This window comes from Sphingobium sp. TomTYG74 (genome assembly GCF_055393875.1).
In genome coordinates this window covers 1,088,540-1,106,042 of the sequence record NZ_AP027341.1, presented here as the reverse complement: position 1 = coordinate 1,106,042, position 17,503 = coordinate 1,088,540, and the positions used below count along the sequence as shown (strand labels likewise).

The 17,503-nt window shown below is 62.8% G+C and carries 14 protein-coding genes; 12 read left to right on the top strand and 2 right to left on the bottom strand.

The window, feature by feature from the left end; all coding sequences use genetic code 11:
- Positions 1-3: 3 nt before the first annotated feature.
- From ACZ5TB_RS05635 to ACZ5TB_RS05580, 12 genes are all read left to right on the top strand, one after another.
- Positions 4-852, top strand: a complete 849-nt coding sequence (locus ACZ5TB_RS05635; RefSeq protein WP_464792322.1) for an XrtA system polysaccharide deacetylase — start codon at positions 4-6, stop codon at positions 850-852.
- Positions 849-1,913, top strand: a complete 1,065-nt coding sequence (locus tag ACZ5TB_RS05630; protein ID WP_464792321.1) for a FemAB family XrtA/PEP-CTERM system-associated protein — start codon at positions 849-851, stop codon at positions 1,911-1,913. The genes ACZ5TB_RS05635 and ACZ5TB_RS05630 overlap by 4 nt, the downstream gene beginning before the upstream one ends.
- A complete protein-coding gene (locus ACZ5TB_RS05625; RefSeq protein WP_464792320.1) occupies positions 1,910-3,139 on the top strand; it encodes a TIGR03087 family PEP-CTERM/XrtA system glycosyltransferase in 1,230 nt (409 codons plus the stop codon). Before ACZ5TB_RS05630 ends, ACZ5TB_RS05625 begins: the two co-directional genes overlap by 4 nt.
- Entirely contained in the window at positions 3,136-4,671 is a 1,536-nt protein-coding gene (gene xrtA, locus ACZ5TB_RS05620) for an exosortase A (RefSeq protein ID WP_464792319.1), read from the top strand. Before ACZ5TB_RS05625 ends, xrtA begins: the two co-directional genes overlap by 4 nt.
- Positions 4,672-4,682: 11 nt before the next feature.
- A complete protein-coding gene (locus ACZ5TB_RS05615) occupies positions 4,683-6,578 on the top strand; it encodes an XrtA/PEP-CTERM system amidotransferase (protein WP_464792318.1) in 1,896 nt (631 codons plus the stop codon).
- A gap of 94 nt (positions 6,579-6,672) precedes the next feature.
- A complete protein-coding gene (locus ACZ5TB_RS05610) occupies positions 6,673-8,022 on the top strand; it encodes an exopolysaccharide biosynthesis polyprenyl glycosylphosphotransferase (RefSeq protein WP_464792317.1) in 1,350 nt (449 codons plus the stop codon).
- The gene (locus ACZ5TB_RS05605; protein WP_464792316.1) at positions 8,022-9,155 is read left to right on the top strand and encodes a glycosyltransferase; all 1,134 of its coding nucleotides are present in this window, start codon (positions 8,022-8,024) and stop codon (positions 9,153-9,155) included. The genes ACZ5TB_RS05610 and ACZ5TB_RS05605 overlap by 1 nt, the downstream gene beginning before the upstream one ends.
- A 63-nt stretch (positions 9,156-9,218) precedes the next feature.
- On the top strand, positions 9,219-9,971 hold the full coding sequence (locus ACZ5TB_RS05600) for a class I SAM-dependent methyltransferase (RefSeq protein WP_464792315.1): 753 nt from the start codon (positions 9,219-9,221) through the stop codon (positions 9,969-9,971).
- Between the two features lie 29 nt (positions 9,972-10,000).
- Positions 10,001-11,290 carry a hypothetical protein gene (locus ACZ5TB_RS05595; RefSeq protein WP_464792496.1) on the top strand — a complete coding sequence of 430 codons (1,290 nt, stop codon included), beginning with the start codon at positions 10,001-10,003 and terminating at the stop codon, positions 11,288-11,290.
- Positions 11,287-12,432, top strand: a complete 1,146-nt coding sequence (locus ACZ5TB_RS05590; RefSeq protein ID WP_464792314.1) for a glycosyltransferase family 4 protein — start codon at positions 11,287-11,289, stop codon at positions 12,430-12,432. The genes ACZ5TB_RS05595 and ACZ5TB_RS05590 overlap by 4 nt, the downstream gene beginning before the upstream one ends.
- Positions 12,429-13,181 carry an FkbM family methyltransferase gene (locus ACZ5TB_RS05585; protein WP_464792313.1) on the top strand — a complete coding sequence of 251 codons (753 nt, stop codon included), beginning with the start codon at positions 12,429-12,431 and terminating at the stop codon, positions 13,179-13,181. The genes ACZ5TB_RS05590 and ACZ5TB_RS05585 overlap by 4 nt, the downstream gene beginning before the upstream one ends.
- Positions 13,182-14,924: an MFS transporter gene (locus tag ACZ5TB_RS05580; protein WP_464792312.1), complete on the top strand. Its 1,743-nt coding sequence runs from the start codon at positions 13,182-13,184 to the stop codon at positions 14,922-14,924.
- Between the two features lies 1 nt (position 14,925).
- Here ACZ5TB_RS05580 and ACZ5TB_RS05575 read toward each other — a convergent pair whose 3' ends face one another.
- Together ACZ5TB_RS05575 and ACZ5TB_RS05570 are read right to left on the bottom strand one after the other, a co-directional pair.
- Positions 14,926-16,620, bottom strand: coding sequence for an amidohydrolase (locus ACZ5TB_RS05575; RefSeq protein WP_464792311.1), 1,695 nt, complete (start codon positions 16,618-16,620; stop codon positions 14,926-14,928).
- The gene (locus ACZ5TB_RS05570; RefSeq protein ID WP_464792310.1) at positions 16,617-17,486 is read right to left on the bottom strand and encodes an NAD(P)-dependent oxidoreductase; all 870 of its coding nucleotides are present in this window, start codon (positions 17,484-17,486) and stop codon (positions 16,617-16,619) included. Before ACZ5TB_RS05570 ends, ACZ5TB_RS05575 begins: the two co-directional genes overlap by 4 nt.
- Positions 17,487-17,503: the final 17 nt, after the last annotated feature.

Sequence of the window (17,503 nt, the reverse complement as noted above, 5' to 3'; positions counted from 1 at the left end):
ATCATGGTGCTGAATGCCCTGTCGGTCGATGTGGAGGACTGGTTTCATGTCGGCGCCTTTGAGCGCACGATCAGCCGGTCTTCTTGGGATGGACTGACGCATCGGGTCGAGCGCAATACGGATGCCGTGCTGGCCTTATTTGGCGAGGCGGGGGTCAGTGCGACATTCTTTACGCTGGGATGGGTTGCGGAGCGTTATCCTGCGCTCATGCGGCGGATAGCCGAGGCGGGGCATGAGGTGGCGAGCCATGGCTATGATCATGCGCGGGTGTTTACGCTCGGCCCGGAGGCGTTTTGCGCGGATTTGCGCCGGTCGCGGGCTTTGCTGGAGGATGCCAGCGGGCAGCGCGTCATTGGCTATCGCGCGCCGAGCTTTTCGATCGATCATCGGACGCCTTGGGCGCATACCATATTGGCGGAGGAGGGCTATCGCTATTCCAGCAGCGTCGCGCCGATCCGACATGATCATTATGGCTGGCCTGAATCTCCGCGCTTTGCCTGGCGGCCGGTGGCGGGGAGTGATTTGCTGGAGCTGCCGGTGACGACGGCTGAGTTTGGCGGGCGGAGGCTGGCGGCTGGGGGCGGAGGGTTTTTCCGGTTGCTGCCCTATGGCTTTTCCCGCTGGGCTATCCGGCAAGTGAACGGTCGGGAGAGGCAGCCCGCGATCATCTATTTTCATCCTTGGGAGATCGATCCCGACCAGCCGCGCGTGGCGGGAGCGCCGCTCCGCTCGCGCCTGCGCCATTACAGCAATCTGTCCGTCATGGCGGACAAGCTGCGACGGCTGACTGCTGATTTTTCCTGGACGCGGGTAGATGCGCTGGTCGCTCACCAGGCGGAGTTGGCGGCATGAGACCGGACGGCGGAGTCGGCGTGGTCACGCTCGAACTGGATGATCCCGCGCAGGGGGCTGCGGCAGATGCTTTTGTGAAGAGCAGCGTGGACGGAACGCCTTTCCATCGGCCTGCCTGGATCAAGGCGATTGAGCGTGGCACGGGCAACCGCGCGCATATGCTGGCTGCTGTCGCTTCGTCGGGGCAGATTGCAGGCCTTTTGCCGCTTACCCATATGAAGAGCCGCTTATTTGGTCAGGCCTTGGTTTCTTCCGGCTTTGCAGTCGATGGCGGGATACTGGCTAATGACCATGCCGTTATCGCGGCTCTGGCGAATGCAGCGCAGCGGGTTGCCGGGGATATCGGCGTGTCTTCTGTCGAACTGAGAGGGGGCGAGCTGCCGGGTGAGGGCTGGACGCTTCATCAGGACAGCCATCTCGGCTTTGTCCGGCCGATTGCGGCGGATGATGAGGCGGAGTTGCTCGCCGTCCCGCGTAAGCACCGCGCTGAACTGCGCAAGGCCTTGGCTAACCCGGCGCTGAGGTTTGAGGTTGGGCGGGACGAGCGGTTCCTGCGCGCGCATTATGATGTTTATGCGCAGAGCGTCCGTAATCTCGGGACGCCGGTTTTTTCAAGGCGCCTGTTTCGCGAAGTGCTGGCGGCGTTCGGTGAGGATGCCGATATATTGATGGTCTATGAGGGTGACCGGCCGGTTTCGGGGGTGTTGACGCTCTACCATCAGGGGCGGGTCATGCCTTTTTGGGGCGGGGGTGTCGCCGATGCGCGGCGGCTGCGTTCCAACGAACTCATGTATTACCGGCTGATGGGCCATGGGCGGACGCGCGGCATGCGCCTGTTCGACTTCGGGCGGTCAAAGACGGGAAGTGGGCAGGCCGCGTGGAAGAAGAGCTTTGGCTTTGATCCAGTGCCGCTGGCCTATCATAGCTGGTCGGCGACGGGCGAGCGGCGCGACGTCAATCCCAACAGCGTGCAATATCAGCGCCGCGTCGAGATGTGGAAGAAGCTGCCGTTGCCGATTGCCAACCTGATCGGGCCGCTGATTTCGCGGGGGCTGGGATGACGGGCGAGATAGTTTTCCTCTGCCACCGCATCCCCTTTCCACCCGATCGCGGGGACAAGATCCGGTCCTACCACATATTGAAGCGGCTGGCGGAGATAGCGCCCGTGCATGTCGGCTGCTTTGCGGATGACGATCGCGACTTGAGCTTCGCCCCAGCCATGGCGGAAATGACGGCGAGCCAGTGCGTACTTAAGCGGGACAGGTCGCGCGTTGTGGCTGGGCTGTCCGGATTGGTTAAGCAGCAGCCGATGCTGGTGTCCCTCTTCGATGATCCGCGCATGCATCAATGGGTGCGGAAGATTTTGGCGGAGCGTCCGATCGCGGCGGTGATGGGCTATTCGGTGCAGATGGCGCATTTCGTGCCAGTGCTTCCCGAAGGCGTTCGCTTCGTCATGGATTTCGTTGATTTCGATTCGGCCAAATATGCGAGCTATGGTGCGGCAGGCGGTGGTCCTATGGGATGGATCAACCGGCGGGAGGGACGGGTTCTGCTCGACTTTGAGCGTGCCACGGCCGAGCGCGCCGATGTCAGCGCTTTTGTCAGTGAGGCCGAGGCTGCGCTGTTCAGGGAAGCTGCGGGGCTCGATGCCATGCGGATCATCGGCATGGATAATGGCGTGGCGCTGGATTATTTCGATCCGACGGCCGAGTTTGACGCGATCCCCCGTCCGGTTGGTCCGCTCATCGTCTTTACGGGACAGATGGACTATCGGCCTAATGTCGAAGCGGTGGAAAGCTTTGCGCGCGATACCTTGCCGACTTTGCGGGTCAGGCATCCTGAAGCATGCTTTGCCATCGTGGGGCGCAATCCCTCGCCGCAGGTTAGTGCGCTGTCGCAGTTGCCCGGCGTCGTTGTGACTGGCGCGGTGCCTGACGTTCGCGGCTGGCTGGCGGCGGCGGATATTGTGGTTGCGCCGCTTCAGATCGCTCGAGGCATACAGAATAAGGTGCTGGAGGCGATGGCCATGGCGCGGCCGATCGTTGCATCGCCGCAAGCGGCCGAAGGCATCGATGCGCAGGATGGAGCGCATTTCCTCATCGCGGCTGATCCTGCCGAAGAGGTCGAGAAAATATGCGCGCTGCTGGCCGATCCTGATCGGGCGCGGCGTCTGGGCGAGGCTGGCCGTTCACGGGTGGAGCAACGTTATCGCTGGTCGGAAACGCTCAAGGACTTGCCGGAAATGCTGTTCGGTCCTGTGCCCGCTTTAGGCAGCCGGGCCGCATGACTGAGAGGACGCTGCCTTTGTCTCGAGCGCGCAGCGTTGGTGTGGAAGGCTGGCGCGGGCATCTCGCCGCGCTTGGTGTTCTGGCGTTCCTGATCCTCACGCTGTTCCATCGCGATGCGGCGGGCATGGTGTCGATCTGGTGGAACGCGTCCACCTTTGGCCACTGCCTCTTCATCCCGTTCCTGATCGCGTGGCTGGTGCAGCAGAGACTTCCCGGTCTGCGCCAACTTGAGCCTGTCGCATGGGCGCCCGGATTGATCTGGATAGCGCTGGGTGCTTTCGCGTGGCTGTTGGGAGCGGCGGCGGGTGTCGCTGTGTTCCGGCATGCTGCGATCATCTTGATGTTGCAGGGTAGCGTCGTCACGCTGCTCGGGCCTGTTGTGGCGAGGGCGCTGCTGTTCCCGCTTTTCTACGCCTTCTTCATGGTGCCAGTGGGAGAGGAACTAGTGGCGCCGCTGCAATTGATCACGGCGCGGCTGTGCATGGTCTTTCTCGATATTGTGGGGGTTCCTGCGCAGCTGGACGGCATCTTCATAACGACGCCGACGGGCTATTTTCGCGTGGCGGAGGCGTGCTCGGGCGCGAAGTTCGTGATTGCGATGACGGCCTATGGCGCGCTGGTTTGCAATGTCTGCTTTTCAAGCTGGCTACGCCGCATCCTCTTCATGGCTGGTGCGCTGCTATTGGCGGTGCTGGCCAATGGCTTGCGTGCATTCGGGACTATATGGATCGCGCATCTGACCAATATCGAGGCTGCGGTCGGCTTTGACCATGTCATGTATGGCTGGGTCTTTTTCGCGATTATCATGGCCGTGGTGATGGCGGCGGCGTGGCCCTTTTTCGACCGTCGGCCCGGTGATCCGTGGTTTGATCCCGCCAAGATTGGAAGTGTCGTTCGCGGCCGTCTGGCGCTTGTCGTCGCAGCTGGTGCAGCGAGCGTGTTGGTGCTGGCCGCGCCCGTCTGGTTGATCGTGAGCGCGGCGGCTAGCAAGCCGCTGCCCGGTGCGCCGATCTTCCCTGCGGTCAAGGGCTGGGCACTGACTTCGGCGCCACCCCGCTATCCATGGAGGCCGCGATTCGACGGCGCGGATTATCTTGTCCTTGGGCGCTACCGGAATGGGACGGGAGATGTGGTTGACCTCGCCATCGCCAGCTTTGATCGGCAGGATGAGGGGCGTGAGCTTGTGGGTTTTGCTCAGGGTGCCGCCAATCCTGACCAGCGCTGGTCATGGTCATCCCCTGCGCCCGCTCCTGCGGACGGGCTAGGCGAGCAGATTACCGCCCCCGGTCCGGTGGTTCGCCATGCCGCCAGCTTCTACAAGGTCGGAGACGGCCCCGTTACCGGCAGCGCGCCGCGTGTGAAGATCGACACGATGCTCGCTCGGTTGCTCGGCCGCGACCAGCGCGCCGGTGCGATCATCGTCTCGGCCGAAGAGAGGCAGGGCAAGCCCGCCGATGCCGCCATCGCCCTGTTCCTGCAAGATATTGGCGATGTGAAGGATTTGGCTGACCGCAGCCTCGGCATCCGCTAAAGCCCGTTCGCATGTGCGGAATAGCGGGCATCTTCCATCTTGAAACGGCCAAGCCGGTCGATCCGGGGCGGGTTCGCGCGATGCTGGACGTGATGCCGCATCGCGGACCCGATGGCAGCGGCGTATGGACGGCGCCGGGTGTTGGCCTTGGCCATGTGCGCCTTTCCATCATCGACCTTGGCGGCGGGGCGCAGCCCATGCTGACCGAGGATGAGAGCCTGGCCGTCACCTTCAATGGCGAAATCTATAATTTCGCCGAAGTTCGCGCGGAGTTGGAGGCCAAGGGCCATGTGTTTCGCACGGACAGCGATACGGAGGTCATTCTTCACGGCTACCGCCAGTGGGGCGAGGCCTGTGTGGAGCGGTTTCATGGCATGTTCGCCTTTGCCCTGTTCGACGCGCGGGCGCAGTCGCTGTGGCTGGTGCGTGACCGGCTGGGGGTGAAGCCACTATATTATGCGCAGCTTTCGGATGGCAGTTTGATCTTTGGGTCCGAACTGAAGAGCCTGCTTGCTCACCCGCTGTTGCGCCGCGCGCCTGATCTGGCGGCGGTCGAAGATTTCATGGCCTATGGCTATGTGCCCGACGACGCCTGCATCGTAGCGGGGGTGCGAAAGCTCAAGGCGGGGCACACGCTGCGGCTGGTGCGTGGTCGGCCTGTGCCCCAGCCGCAGCGCTATTGGGATGTGAGCTTTGCCGAACGCAGCAGGGCGAAGCCCGAGGCGCTGGAAGAGGAACTGGTCGCCTTGATGCGGCAGGCGGTCCGGTCACGCATGGTTTCCGACGTGCCGCTGGGAGCATTTCTGTCCGGCGGGGTGGACAGTAGCAGCGTCGTCGCCCTGATGGCGGAGGCGTCCAATCAGGCGGTCAAGACCTGCACCATCGGCTTTGATGTCGCGAGCCTGGACGAAAGTGCCTATGCCGACCGGATCGCCCGGCGCTTTGCTACGGACCACCGTATGCGGATCGTATCGCCCGATGATTATGGGTTGATCGATACGCTCGCCTATCATTTTGACGAGCCTTTCGCCGATGCTTCAGCGCTGCCCACCTATCGGGTGTGCGAACTGGCACGGGAGAAGGTGACGGTCGCCTTGTCGGGCGACGGCGCCGACGAAGCCTTCGCCGGATATCGCCGTCATCGCTTCCAGATGCAGGGGGAGCGGGTGCGCAGCCTCATCCCCGCATCGGTGCGGGAGCCGCTGTTCGGCACCCTGGGTCGTTGGTATCCCAAAGCCGACTGGGCGCCTCGGTCGCTGCGGGCAAAGTCGACCTTCCTTGAATTGGCGGGTGAGGGGAGCGAGGCTTATGCTGCATCCGTCAGCGTCATGCCTCATGCGCTGCGCCAAAAGCTGTTCAGTCAGGACATGCGCAGTCGGCTGGGCGCCTATCGGGCGGAGGATCGCTATATCCGTGCCATGGCGCAAGCGCCCGCGCGCGATCCGCTGGACCGAGCGCAATATGCCGATATTCATATTTGGTTGCCGGGCGACATCCTGACCAAGACCGACCGGATGAGCATGGCCGTGGGGCTGGAGGCGCGCGAGCCGTTGCTCGATCATCGGCTGGTGGAGTTTGCTGCTCGCCTTCCGGTCGCCCAGCGTATCCGGGGGAATAGCGGCAAATATCTGATGAAGAAGGCGATGGAGCCTTACCTGCCCCACGATATTCTCTATCGTCAGAAAATGGGCTTCGTGACGCCGATCAGCAACTGGTTTCGCGGGCCGCTGGCGGGGGAGGCGAGCGCCATTGCGGGTGGGTCGGCGCTTGCCCGAACCGGCTGGTTCGATGCCAAGGCGCTGGGGCGCATCGCTGCCGATCACAAGTCCGGGATGGCCGATCATGGCCGATTGCTCTGGCAATTGCTGATGCTGGACAAGTCGCTGACCCGCTTGTTCGGCCTTTGACCGGCTGGCAAAGAAGGCTCTTTCACGCAAAGCCTTGCATGGCAGTCCCGCCGGTGCCAACGGAGCGGGCGGGTTAAGGACAAGCAGGACGCAAGTGACAGTTTCGAAGGAAATAGTTCGAGCGCGACTTTATCTGCTGTGCCTCCTTGGAGACCTGGCAGGGCTGTTCCTGTCATTTCTGCTGGCGAACTGGTTCGTGCTGGGCGCGCTGCTGGGCGAGCCGGGGAAGCCGCATGGCCTCGTCATGTTCGCCATGGTCGCGCCGCTTTATATCTTGCTGGCGGTGCAGGGCGGGGCTTACGGCATCCACATGCTGGACGACATCCGGCGGGGCATCTTCCGCGGGCTGCTGGCGCTGGCGCAGGCGGCGTTGCTGATGCTGCTGGTGGTCTATTTGGGCAAGATTGCCGAGCAACTGTCCCGCTTGACCTTTGTCGTCGGCCTTGGCCTTTCGGCGGTCAGCGTCGCGCTGGTACGGCTGGCGATAGCCCGGCTGGGCGCTCGCTTGCTGGGGGAGGTGCCGCACCTCACCGCCGTCATCATGGATGGCGTGGAGATAGAGACTGGCGCGCATATGGAAGTGATCGATGCGGCCGCCGCGAACTTGCGGCCTGCCAGCCACGATGCGGACATGGCGGCACGGCTGGCGGCGGCGGTGGGAATGGCCGAGCGTGTGATCGTCGCATGCCCGATGGAGCGGATGAGCGACTGGTCGGTGGCGCTCAAATCCCTGTCTGCGCGGGGAGAGATAGTGGTGCCGGAGCTGCTGCGCTTCGCGCCCGCGCGGGTCGATGAGTTCGATGGGCAACCGACCATCATCGTGGCGGGCGGCCCGTTTCAGTTCCGGGACCGGATCATCAAGCGGATTTTCGACATTATCGTCGCGACCGCCGCGACCATCGCCATTTCGCCGCTGCTGATAGTTGCCGCGCTGGCGGTGAAGCTGACCAGCCCCGGACCCGTCATCTTCAAGCAGCCCCGGATCGGGCGCGATGCGCGGCCCTTCAATATCTACAAGTTCCGGTCTATGCGGATCGAGGCGGCTGACCACAAGGCGGACAAGCTGACAGCGCGCGACGATGATCGGGTGACGCCGGTCGGACGCTTTTTGCGCCGGACGAGCATCGACGAACTGCCGCAGCTTTTCAACGTGCTGCGCGGCGACATGAGTATTGTCGGCCCGCGTCCCCATGCCGCAGCGGCCAAGGCAGGCGACAGCCTCTATTGGGAAGTCGATGAGCGCTATTGGGAGCGGCATTGCATCAAGCCCGGCATGACCGGCCTTGCACAGGTCCGTGGTCATCGCGGATCGACCGACCATCATCAGGATTTGATCGACCGGCTCCAGTCGGACCTTGAATATGTGACGAAATGGTCGATCTGGCGTGACCTGCGCATCATTATGGCGACCATCGGGGTGCTGGTGCATCACAAGGCCTATTGATGCGCGGCGTGGACCTGATCCTCTTGCTCGTCCTTGTTGGGTCGGTGGTGGCGCTGCTTTGGCCGTTCCTCTTCTACCCGCTGATCCTGCGCGCCCTTCCGACGAAGCCCGAAGCGCCGCGCGGGGGTGAGGTACCCTCGGCTTCGCTGCTCTTCTGCGCCTATAATGAGGCGGCGGCGATGCCGGAGAAGCTGGCCAATCTGGCGATGTTGAAGCGCTGCCATCCCGCCCTTGAGATTCTGGCCTTTGATGATGGGTCGTCCGATGAGACGGCGTCGCTCATCGCGGCAGAGGGCGATCTGGTGACGCTGATGCGGGGGCCGGGTCGCAGCGGTAAGGCGCATGGCATGAAACAGCTTGCCGCGCGTGCTGCCGGCGACGTGCTGATCTTCACCGACGCTAATGTCATGCTGGACGAGGACGCGATCGGCAATCTGCTTGCCCGCTATGCTGATCCGCAGGTGGGAGGCGTTCTGGGTTCGCTGCATTATATGGGCGAGGGGGAAAGCGCGACGGCGTCGGTCGGTTCGCTCTACTGGCGGATGGAGGAGCGCCTGAAGGATGAGGAATCGCGCACCGGCAATGTGCTGGGTGCGGACGGCTCGATCTTTTCCATCCGTCGCGCGCTCTATCCTGTGTTTCCGGACAGTGTGCTTGACGACCTGACAGTGTCGATGGCCGTGGTGTTCGCGGGATCGCGGCTGGTCAAGGCGAAGGATGTCATCGCCAGGGAAAGACTGGTTGCGGGCAGGGGCGATGAATATCGGCGAAAGGTTCGAATCGCCGCTCGCGCATGGCATACGCATCTGCACCTTCGGCCTCAGCTTCGGCGTATGAAGGCGCTCGACCGTTTCAAATATGCGTCTCGCAAGATCATCAGGTGGTTCGGGGGCGTCGCCATCCTGACCGGTGGGATTGCGGCCCTGTTGCTGGCTGTCCGTATCTCACCTTTGCTGGCTATTGGTGCGACGGCGCTCGCGTTGCTTCTGCTGGCGCTGGGCTTGCGGGCGAAGTCGGGGCCTTTGGCGGCGGTGACCGACATTCTCATCGCCTATGCCGCGACGCTTCAGGGAGTCATGAAAGCCATGTCGGGCCGCACGGTCACTGTCTGGAATCCCGCAAAGTCACGCTGATCCCTCTCGCCAAAGGCGGGGCATCATGTATAGGCCCTCCCCAATGCTGATCGGAGCCAAGGCGTGATTACTTTCCAGCGGGTGGCGAAAGCCGTCAGCAAGCATCTGACCCGGACCATGCTTGTCCTGCGCAAGGCGATGGGCGCGCGCGCGAACCGGGCGTGCCCGGCATGTGGGCAGTCAGTCGTCGGCTTCTTCCGCTATGGCGAGAATGCGGAATGGGGATGCCCCAATTGCGGAGCCTCGCCGCGCGAACGGCTGATGAACCATTTGATCGCGAAAAAGACGCTGACGGTTCCGAAAGATGGGGCCATCCTGCACATGGCGCCCAATGAAGGCAGCCTTGTCCGCCGCTTTTCTTCCGCCGCCGATTATGTGCCCGCCGATCTCGATCCGGCGCGCTATTCGGTTCCCGGCATGCGCCGCGTGGACCTCATGGCGTTGGAGGAGCCTGAACAATATGACCTCTTCTATGCCAGTCATGTCATGGAGCATGTGCCGGACGATCACGCCGTTTTGCGCAATATCTATCGCGCGCTGAAGCCTGGCGGCGAAGCGTGGTTGATCGTGCCGCTGTGGGACAAGCCGACCGAGGACGGCAGCTTCGACATTCCGCCTCGGGAACGGGAACGGCGATTTGGCCAGTGGGACCATGTGCGCCAATATGGGCTGGATTTCGCCGATCGCATTCGCGCGGCTGGCTTCCTGTTGGAGGAGATCGACGCGAGCGGCATTGATGCCGATACGCGCCATTTCTTTGCGCTGGATGATCGTTTGTTCCGCGCCCGCAAGCCTGTAGGAAGCGCTGCCCGGTGAGCGCGCTGGTCGGCAGGACCATCGCCAGGATGGAGGGGTCTGCCCGGTTCATCGCCCTCATCAAGCTCGCCAATGTCGGGCTGACGTTGATCTGGGGTTTTGCGGTTACTTATGTTTTCGTGCGCGTCCTGCCGCTGCGCGAATTCCAGGCGTTCCTGCTGCTGGTCGCCTTCGGCAACTTTACCATTTCGGCCGAGTTCGGCCTGACCAGCATTATCTATGCCCGGCTGCGGCGTCATTGGCTTGGCCATGGCGGAGACAGCGGGGACGGTTTCCGTCTGGAGGAAATGGGCGTCCTTTTCCTGTTCCTTGGCATGCTGGTCCTTGGCGGGGTAGTGATCCTGCTCGTCGCGCTGGTGGCGGGCGGGATCGGTACGACGATGCCGCTTCTCTTCATCCTCTTTTTCCTGTCCGCCTGCATCAACCTTCCGGCGCTGCTCGCGAAACGGGCGCTGGCGGCGGTCGATGGGAATTTCGTCTGGGAGATGCTGGATTGTTTGCGGCGGATGATGACCATCGCGCTGCTGCTGCTGATCCTCAAAGGATTGGATGCGCGTCTTTCGGTGGCGCTGCAACTGGTCATCAGCATTGCCGCAATCGGATATGCCATCAAGTTGGTGCATGGTCGGTTGGGGATGGCGACGCGGCACTGGCTGGCCTTTCGCCGGGGCGGCGCATATGTGCGCACCCATTATTTGCGGGATATAAGTGCGTCGGCACTGTTCACCGTGTCTGAGATCGTCGCCTATAATGCGCCCTATTTCACCATAGCGATCGCCACGCAGGACGCGCGGCCGATGCTGCTCTTCGATTTCCTGTTCAAGATGTCGCGAGCGCTTTCCATGGCCATCCGCGCGATGGTGGAGGCCGCGCTTCCTCGCATCACCCGCGCTTTTCACGGTGGAGACCGGACCCGCCTGCGCCAGTTGCTGACCCGTGCACTTGCGGCCGGGTTTATCTTTGCCCTTGCCGCGTCGGCTGCGTTGCTGATGCTTGGCCAGTGGGTCTTCGCAAAGCTGTTCGCCGGACGAGCCGCCATTGGCTTGACCGACCTGCTGCTGATTGACGGCGCTTTGCTGGCGCTGACGCTGATTTGCGTGTCGGTCTATGTTCAGGCGGCGCTTGGGCGCTTTTCTCATTTGCTCAAGCGATCGCTACCATTCCTGGCCGGATCGCTGCTCAGCGTGCCGCTGGCAATGCTGTTCGGTGACGGGTTCGATCGAGGCTTTCTCGCAATCTATGCGCTGACGATGATCGTGGTCGCGGCGCTCCATGCCCTGTCGTTGCGCCGTCTGCTGCAAGGTCCGGCCGCGCAATGAAGATTGCAATGGTCGATCCGTCGCTGTTCACCGGGCGATATGATGACAGCCTGTGCAGCGGTCTTGCCGCACAGGGCGCGGATGTGACTTTGTTCGGCCGCCCGATGCGATCAACTGACGCCATCGCGCCGGAAAATTATAGATACGAACCGCGCTTCTTTCGCCGGAGCGAAGCACTGCGAGCGCGATTGGGGGAGGGCAAGGCCTTTCGTCTGATCAAGGCCGCCGAATATGGCGCCGCCTGTGCCCTCGGCCGGGTCAGTGCGCTGACAGCGGCGGATGTTGCGCATTTCCAATGGTTGCCCCTCGCGCCCGCCGACCGGCTGCTGTTGCGCCGATTGAAGGGGCGGGTGCCGATGATCCATACCGTTCATAACGCCGATGCCTATCATGCCGATGCAGGCGTGCAGGGCAGGGGATATCGCGCTTTGCTCGACCTGTTCGATGCGCTGATCGTGCATGGCGATACGACCCGTCAGGCGTTGGCGGCGCAGGGGATCGCATCGGCCCGCATTCATGTGACGCCCCACCCCCCAATGCGTCTGGCACCGGCAACAACGGCTGATCTGGTCGCTATCCCCGATGCCTCCGTCCCGCGCCTGCTCTTCTTCGGTACGATCAGGCCCTATAAGGGCGTCGATATATTGATCGAGGCTTGCATGTCTCTCTGGCGGGCGGGGCATGCTTTTGAACTGGTGGTGGCGGGCAAGCCCTTCATGGACGTAGCGCCATTGCTGGAAGGAGTCCGGGCTGAGGGCTTTGCCGACCGGCTGATTGCCGACCTTGGCTTCCTCACGGAAGGGCGGCTCGACGCGCATATGGCGAAGGCCGACGCCATCATCTTCCCCTATCGGCACATAGATTCAAGCGGCGCATTCCTGTCTGCCCTGCACCATGGCAAGGCGATGGTAACATCGGACGTGGGCATGTTCGCCGCCTTGCCGGAGGGAGTGGCGATCCGCACAGCGGCCGGAAATCCGGACGATCTTGCTCAAGCCCTCTTGCGGCTAATCCAAAGCCCCGCCATCAGGCAGACGGCTGGCGCGGCGGCACGCGCCTATGGTGAGACTATGGGCAGTTGGAAGGACACGGCCTTGGCAACGATCGGCATTTACCGCTCTGTTATGGCCTCGCGCGCATGAGCCGATATGTCCGCGAACTGGCCGACCGCGCGCTAGCGATCCGCCTCGCTATCGCCGGGCGGGTGCATCAATATCCAGAGATCCAGGCGCTTCGTCGGTTCCTCTCTGCCTTTGCGGTCGATTGCGTGTTCGATGTCGGGGCTAATCGCGGGCAATATGCGGTCATGTTGCGAAAAGACGTCGGCTTTTCCGGCACCATCCTGTCCTTTGAACCCAATCCCGACATATTTGCCGAGCTATCCCGCAGGGCGGCGTCCGATGCCAAATGGCATGTGTTCAACCTCGCCTTGTCGGACTTTGAGGGAAACGCCAGTTTCAACATCATGGCGGCCGATCAGTTCAGCTCGCTTAAAAAGCCGTCCGATCGGCAGGATGCGATCTTCGCAGAGCGCAACAAGGTCACCCGGACGGTCGAGATGCAATGCAGGCGGATCGATACGCTTCTGCCGGAACTACGGGCGGAGCATGGATTTTCCCGCCCATTCCTGAAGATGGACACGCAGGGTCATGACCTTTCCGTTTGCGAAGGCGCGGGGAACGCAATCGCGGCCATGGCAGGCGTTCAGACCGAACTTGGCGTGCGCCCCATATACGAAAATGGCGCCGGCTATCAGGCGATGATCGATTGGCTGGGGCAGCGGGATTTCATCCCTTCGGCTTTCTTCGCCAACAACAAGGGGCATTTTCCGCTGCTCGTCGAAATGGATGGCATTTTCGTCAACCGGGCGCTGCTGCCGCAGGAAAGCTGAATGTACGTTCCGCCCGCCCGGCCAATCAATGCCCGCCGCCTTTTCCTGGCGGGTGCCATCGGCCTGACCCTTTGGCTGGGCGCCACCTTCCTGTGGCATGTGACGTACCGGCAGGGTGTCAGCCTGGCCGTCATCCTGTTTCTGGATCAGGATTTTCCCGCGCTGCTGGGCGGGCTGTTACTGCTGACGTTGGCGGCGCTTTTTGCCGAGGGGATGGGGTTCCGCCTGCCCAAGCCCCGCGCGCGGATGATCGTACCGCTGATCGTCTTCTTCGGCCTCGTCGCCTGGGCGGGCCATTACTGGCTGTTCCAGAACTACGCGATTTCGCGGGATGAGGAAGTCGCGCGCTTTGCCGCCGCCTATATGCGCGAAGGATTGTTCGCCCGGCCGATCCCCGCCGAATGGGAAGCCTATCGGCGCGCGATCATGCCGGAATTCTTCTCCCCCTTTGGCGCGGCCGATTATTGGACTGCCGCTTATCTGCCGGTGAACAGCGCGATTCAGGCCCTGTTCTGGCAATTGGGGGACCCGAACCTGGCTGGTCCCGCACTGCTGATTGCCGGGCTTTTTGCCTTGTGGCGCGTGGCGCTGCATCTGTTCCCGACGCGGGACGATGCTGTTTGGGTGACGATGCTGCTTGGGTTGTCGTCCACGCAGCTATGGGTCACGGCGATGACCCCCTATGCGATGACGGGCCATTTCGCGCTCAACATGATCTGGCTCGCGCTTGTCCTGCGGGGTGGCGTGATCGGCCATGTCAGCGCTGGTGCGGTGGCGCTGGTGGCGGCTGGCCTCCATCAATGGCATTTCCCGCCCATCTTCATCGCGCCCTTCATATTGTGGATGCTCCTGTCGCGCCGCTGGGCCGTGGCCGCATTTCACGTCCTGATCCTGATCGCCATCGTTGTCGTGTGGGCAAAGCTTTGGCCCGGATTCCTTGTCCAGTCGTTGGGGCCTGCCGCCGATGTCCGCCCTTCCGCAGGGGTGGCGGACAAGGTCGGCAGCCTGTTCGAACGTTTGGGCGATCGCTGGCAACCGCTGGTGAACCTCAGCCGCTTTGCCGCATGGAACAACATATTGATGGTGCCGCTGGCGGCGCTGGGCGTGATGGCGATGCAATGGCGCAGGGCGTTGCGGGGGCAGGAAATCGCGTTGCCGCTGGCGCTGGGCTGCTTTGCCGGTTGCGCGCTGGCACTGGCGCAGGGCTATGGCTGGGGCTTTCGCTATGCCCATGGCTTCATCGGGCCGTTCTGCCTGCTGGCGGGCCTCGGCTGGTCACGTTTCCGTCCGGCGGCGATGCGGCCCATTTACCTGGCCGTGGCGATAACGATCGCGATGAGCGCCTTTCTTGTCTGGCGCACGCATGTTTTCGTCGCGCCCTATGCCGCCAGTCATCGCATGATTGATGCGTCGAAGGCCGATGTGGTGCTGGTCGATCCGCGCGGCGGATTATATGTGACCGATCTGGTGCGCGGCCGGGACGGTGTGCCGGGGCGGCCCATGGTGATGAACCTTGGGATGTTGACGCTGGGGCAAGTGGACGAGCTTTGCCAGCATTATGTCGTCGAGCTGTTCGACCGCGCCGAGTTCCGCCCGTTGGGCATACCGCTTGCTCGCTGGAATCTCGGGCGCATGGACGCGCTCCGCGCGCATATGAAGGCTGCAGGATGCGACAAACCGGTGCTGCCGCCGCTGCCTGAAACCATCGATGATGCGATGAACGCGTCGGGCGACGTGCTGTAATCTAGGGCTTGGCGCTCTTCATGAAGACCCGTTTGCCGCCGATCCATGTTTCCAGAACCTGCGTCGCCCGTATGTCGACGGGCCGAGCGATGGAAATGTCCCGGTCGATGAGGATGAAATCCGCGCGCTGTCCGGGGATCAAGCTACCGAAGCGTTTTTCCGCGAAACCCGCGAAGGCCGCCTGCCGTGTATAGCCGTCAAGCGTTGCCTCAAAGCTCACCCGCTGCTCCGGCATCCATCCGCCTGCCGGTTCGCCGGTTGCATCCTCCCGGCTCATGGCGACGGCCATGCCGATAAAGGGGTTTGGACTTGTGACCGGTGCGCCGGAGCCGAATGCCAATGGCGCGCGATTGTCGAGCATCGCTTTCCACGCATAGCCGCCCTTCAACCGGTTCTCGCCCATGCGCGCGACCGCCATGCGCCAGTTTGCGGTCTGAAGCGCGGGCTGCATCGACGCTATGACGCCATTTTGCCCAAAGCGGGGCAGGTCCACAAGATCAACGACGTCTGCTCCTTCGATCCGCCAACGCCTGTCGCCCTTGTAGGTCTGGCCCAGTTCCGTGATCGCATCCAGCAGTTCGCTGTTGGCCGCGTCTCCGGTCGCATCCACCGCGATCTGGAAATTATCCATCGCCGCGCGGCTCATCATGTTGCGCAGCTGCGTGGATGGGATCAGCGAATATCCGCGATGCCCCGGCGCGTCGGCATAATCGGCCTTGAGCCATGCCCCGCGCGACGAGAGGGATCCGTCCAGCGCCAGTTTCAGCCCGCCCATGCGCAGCCGGTCATCATAGAGCCACGGCGTCGGTTCAGGGCCTGCAATCAGCACCATATTGTCGAGGCCCAGCGCATAGGAGATGATCCGCACACGCAGCGCGCCGCGATCGGCCGAACGGCGGTATGCCTGCCAATCCTCGATCGTGGTGCCCATGTCGGCAATGCCGGTGACGCCGTTCGCCAGCAACAGCTGCTGAGCCTTTTCCAGCGCGATGTCCCTGTCCTTTGGGGCGGGAGGAGGGACGACCCGCTGGATCATGTCCATCGCCTTGCCGACGAACAGGCCGGATGGCTTGCCCCCGGTCATCTCGATCCGGCCACCGGCAGGCGCCTTGCTTATGGCGCCGATGTTGGCGGCTTTCATCGCCGCTGAATTGGCCCAGCCTGCCTGACCATCCGCGCTTTCCAGCCATATTGGGACATCGGCGGAGGCGGCGTCGAGATCGGCAGCGGTGGGCGCCCGATTAAGCCCCCAAAGCTCGGCATTCCACCCCCGGCCGATGATCCATTTCCGTCCGGGATTGGCGGCGACATATTCCCGTATCTTGCCCTGCGCGTCAGCCAGCGAGCGGGTGCCGGACAGGTCGAGCGTGATCTGCGTCAGGCCCAACGCCATGACATGGCCATGCGCGTCGATCAGGCCGGGGATCAATGTCTTGCCCCCGCCGTCCAGTTGGAAGTCCAGACCCTTCGGCCAGCTCTCACCCTTCTTCAACTTCTTCTTGCGGGGTGGCGCTTCATAGCGTCCGGGCAGCAGTCTTTCGACCTTGCCATCATCGTCGATCAGCAGAGCGCGGAAACGCACGGTGCGTCCATTAGCGTCGACCGCGATGCCGTTCACATTGTCGATGACCCCCGACGCGATAGCGGGAAAGGGCAGGGCGAACGCGGTGGTGGCCGCCAAAAGGGCGCGCTTCATGCCTTGGTGATCCGCCTCACCAGCGCGCTCGTATCCTGTCGGCTTCCGCCCATAGCCTGCACATCGGCGTAGAATTGATCGACCAGCGCTGTGACGGGAAGCGTCGCACCATTCGCGCGGGCCTCCTCAAGGGCGAGGCCAAGGTCCTTGCGCATCCAATCGACGGCGAAGCCGAAATCAAAACTGTCCTGAGCCATTGTCGTCCAGCGGTTATCCATCTGCCAGCTTTGCGCGGCGCCGCCGGACACGGCCTCGAACACCTTGTCCAGATCCAGTTCGGCGGCTTGCGCAAAGCGTAGCGCTTCGGAAAGCCCTTGCAGAACGCCCGCGATGCAAATCTGGTTCACCATCTTGGTCGTTTGCCCGGCTCCCGCGCCGCCGACATGCACGATCCGCGCGGCATAGCTTTGCATGACGATCCTCGCGGCCTCGACTGCCGGTCCCGTGCCGCCGCACATGATCGACAGGCGGCCGTTTTCCGCGCCTGCCTGACCGCCCGATACGGGGGCATCGACGCAATGAAGTCCCCGGCTTTCTCCTTCGACGAACAGTTGCCGCGCGATCCGGGCCGATACCGTCGTATGGTCGATGAACAGGCTGCCCGGCCTCATCGTCCGGAACGCGCCTTCCTTGCCAACGGTTACCTGCGAAAGATCATCGTCGGTGCCAACGCAGCTGATGACGATTTCGGCATCTTCCGCCGCCTTGGCCGGGGTTACCGCCACGGCGCCGCCATAGGCCTCGGCCCACTTCTTCGCCTTTCCGATGGATCGGTTATAGACGGTCAGTTCGTGTCCGGCCTTCGCCAGATGCCCGGCGATCGGGCCGCCCATGACGCCCAGACCGATAAACGCGATATTAGCCATATGCCTCGTACAGTTAG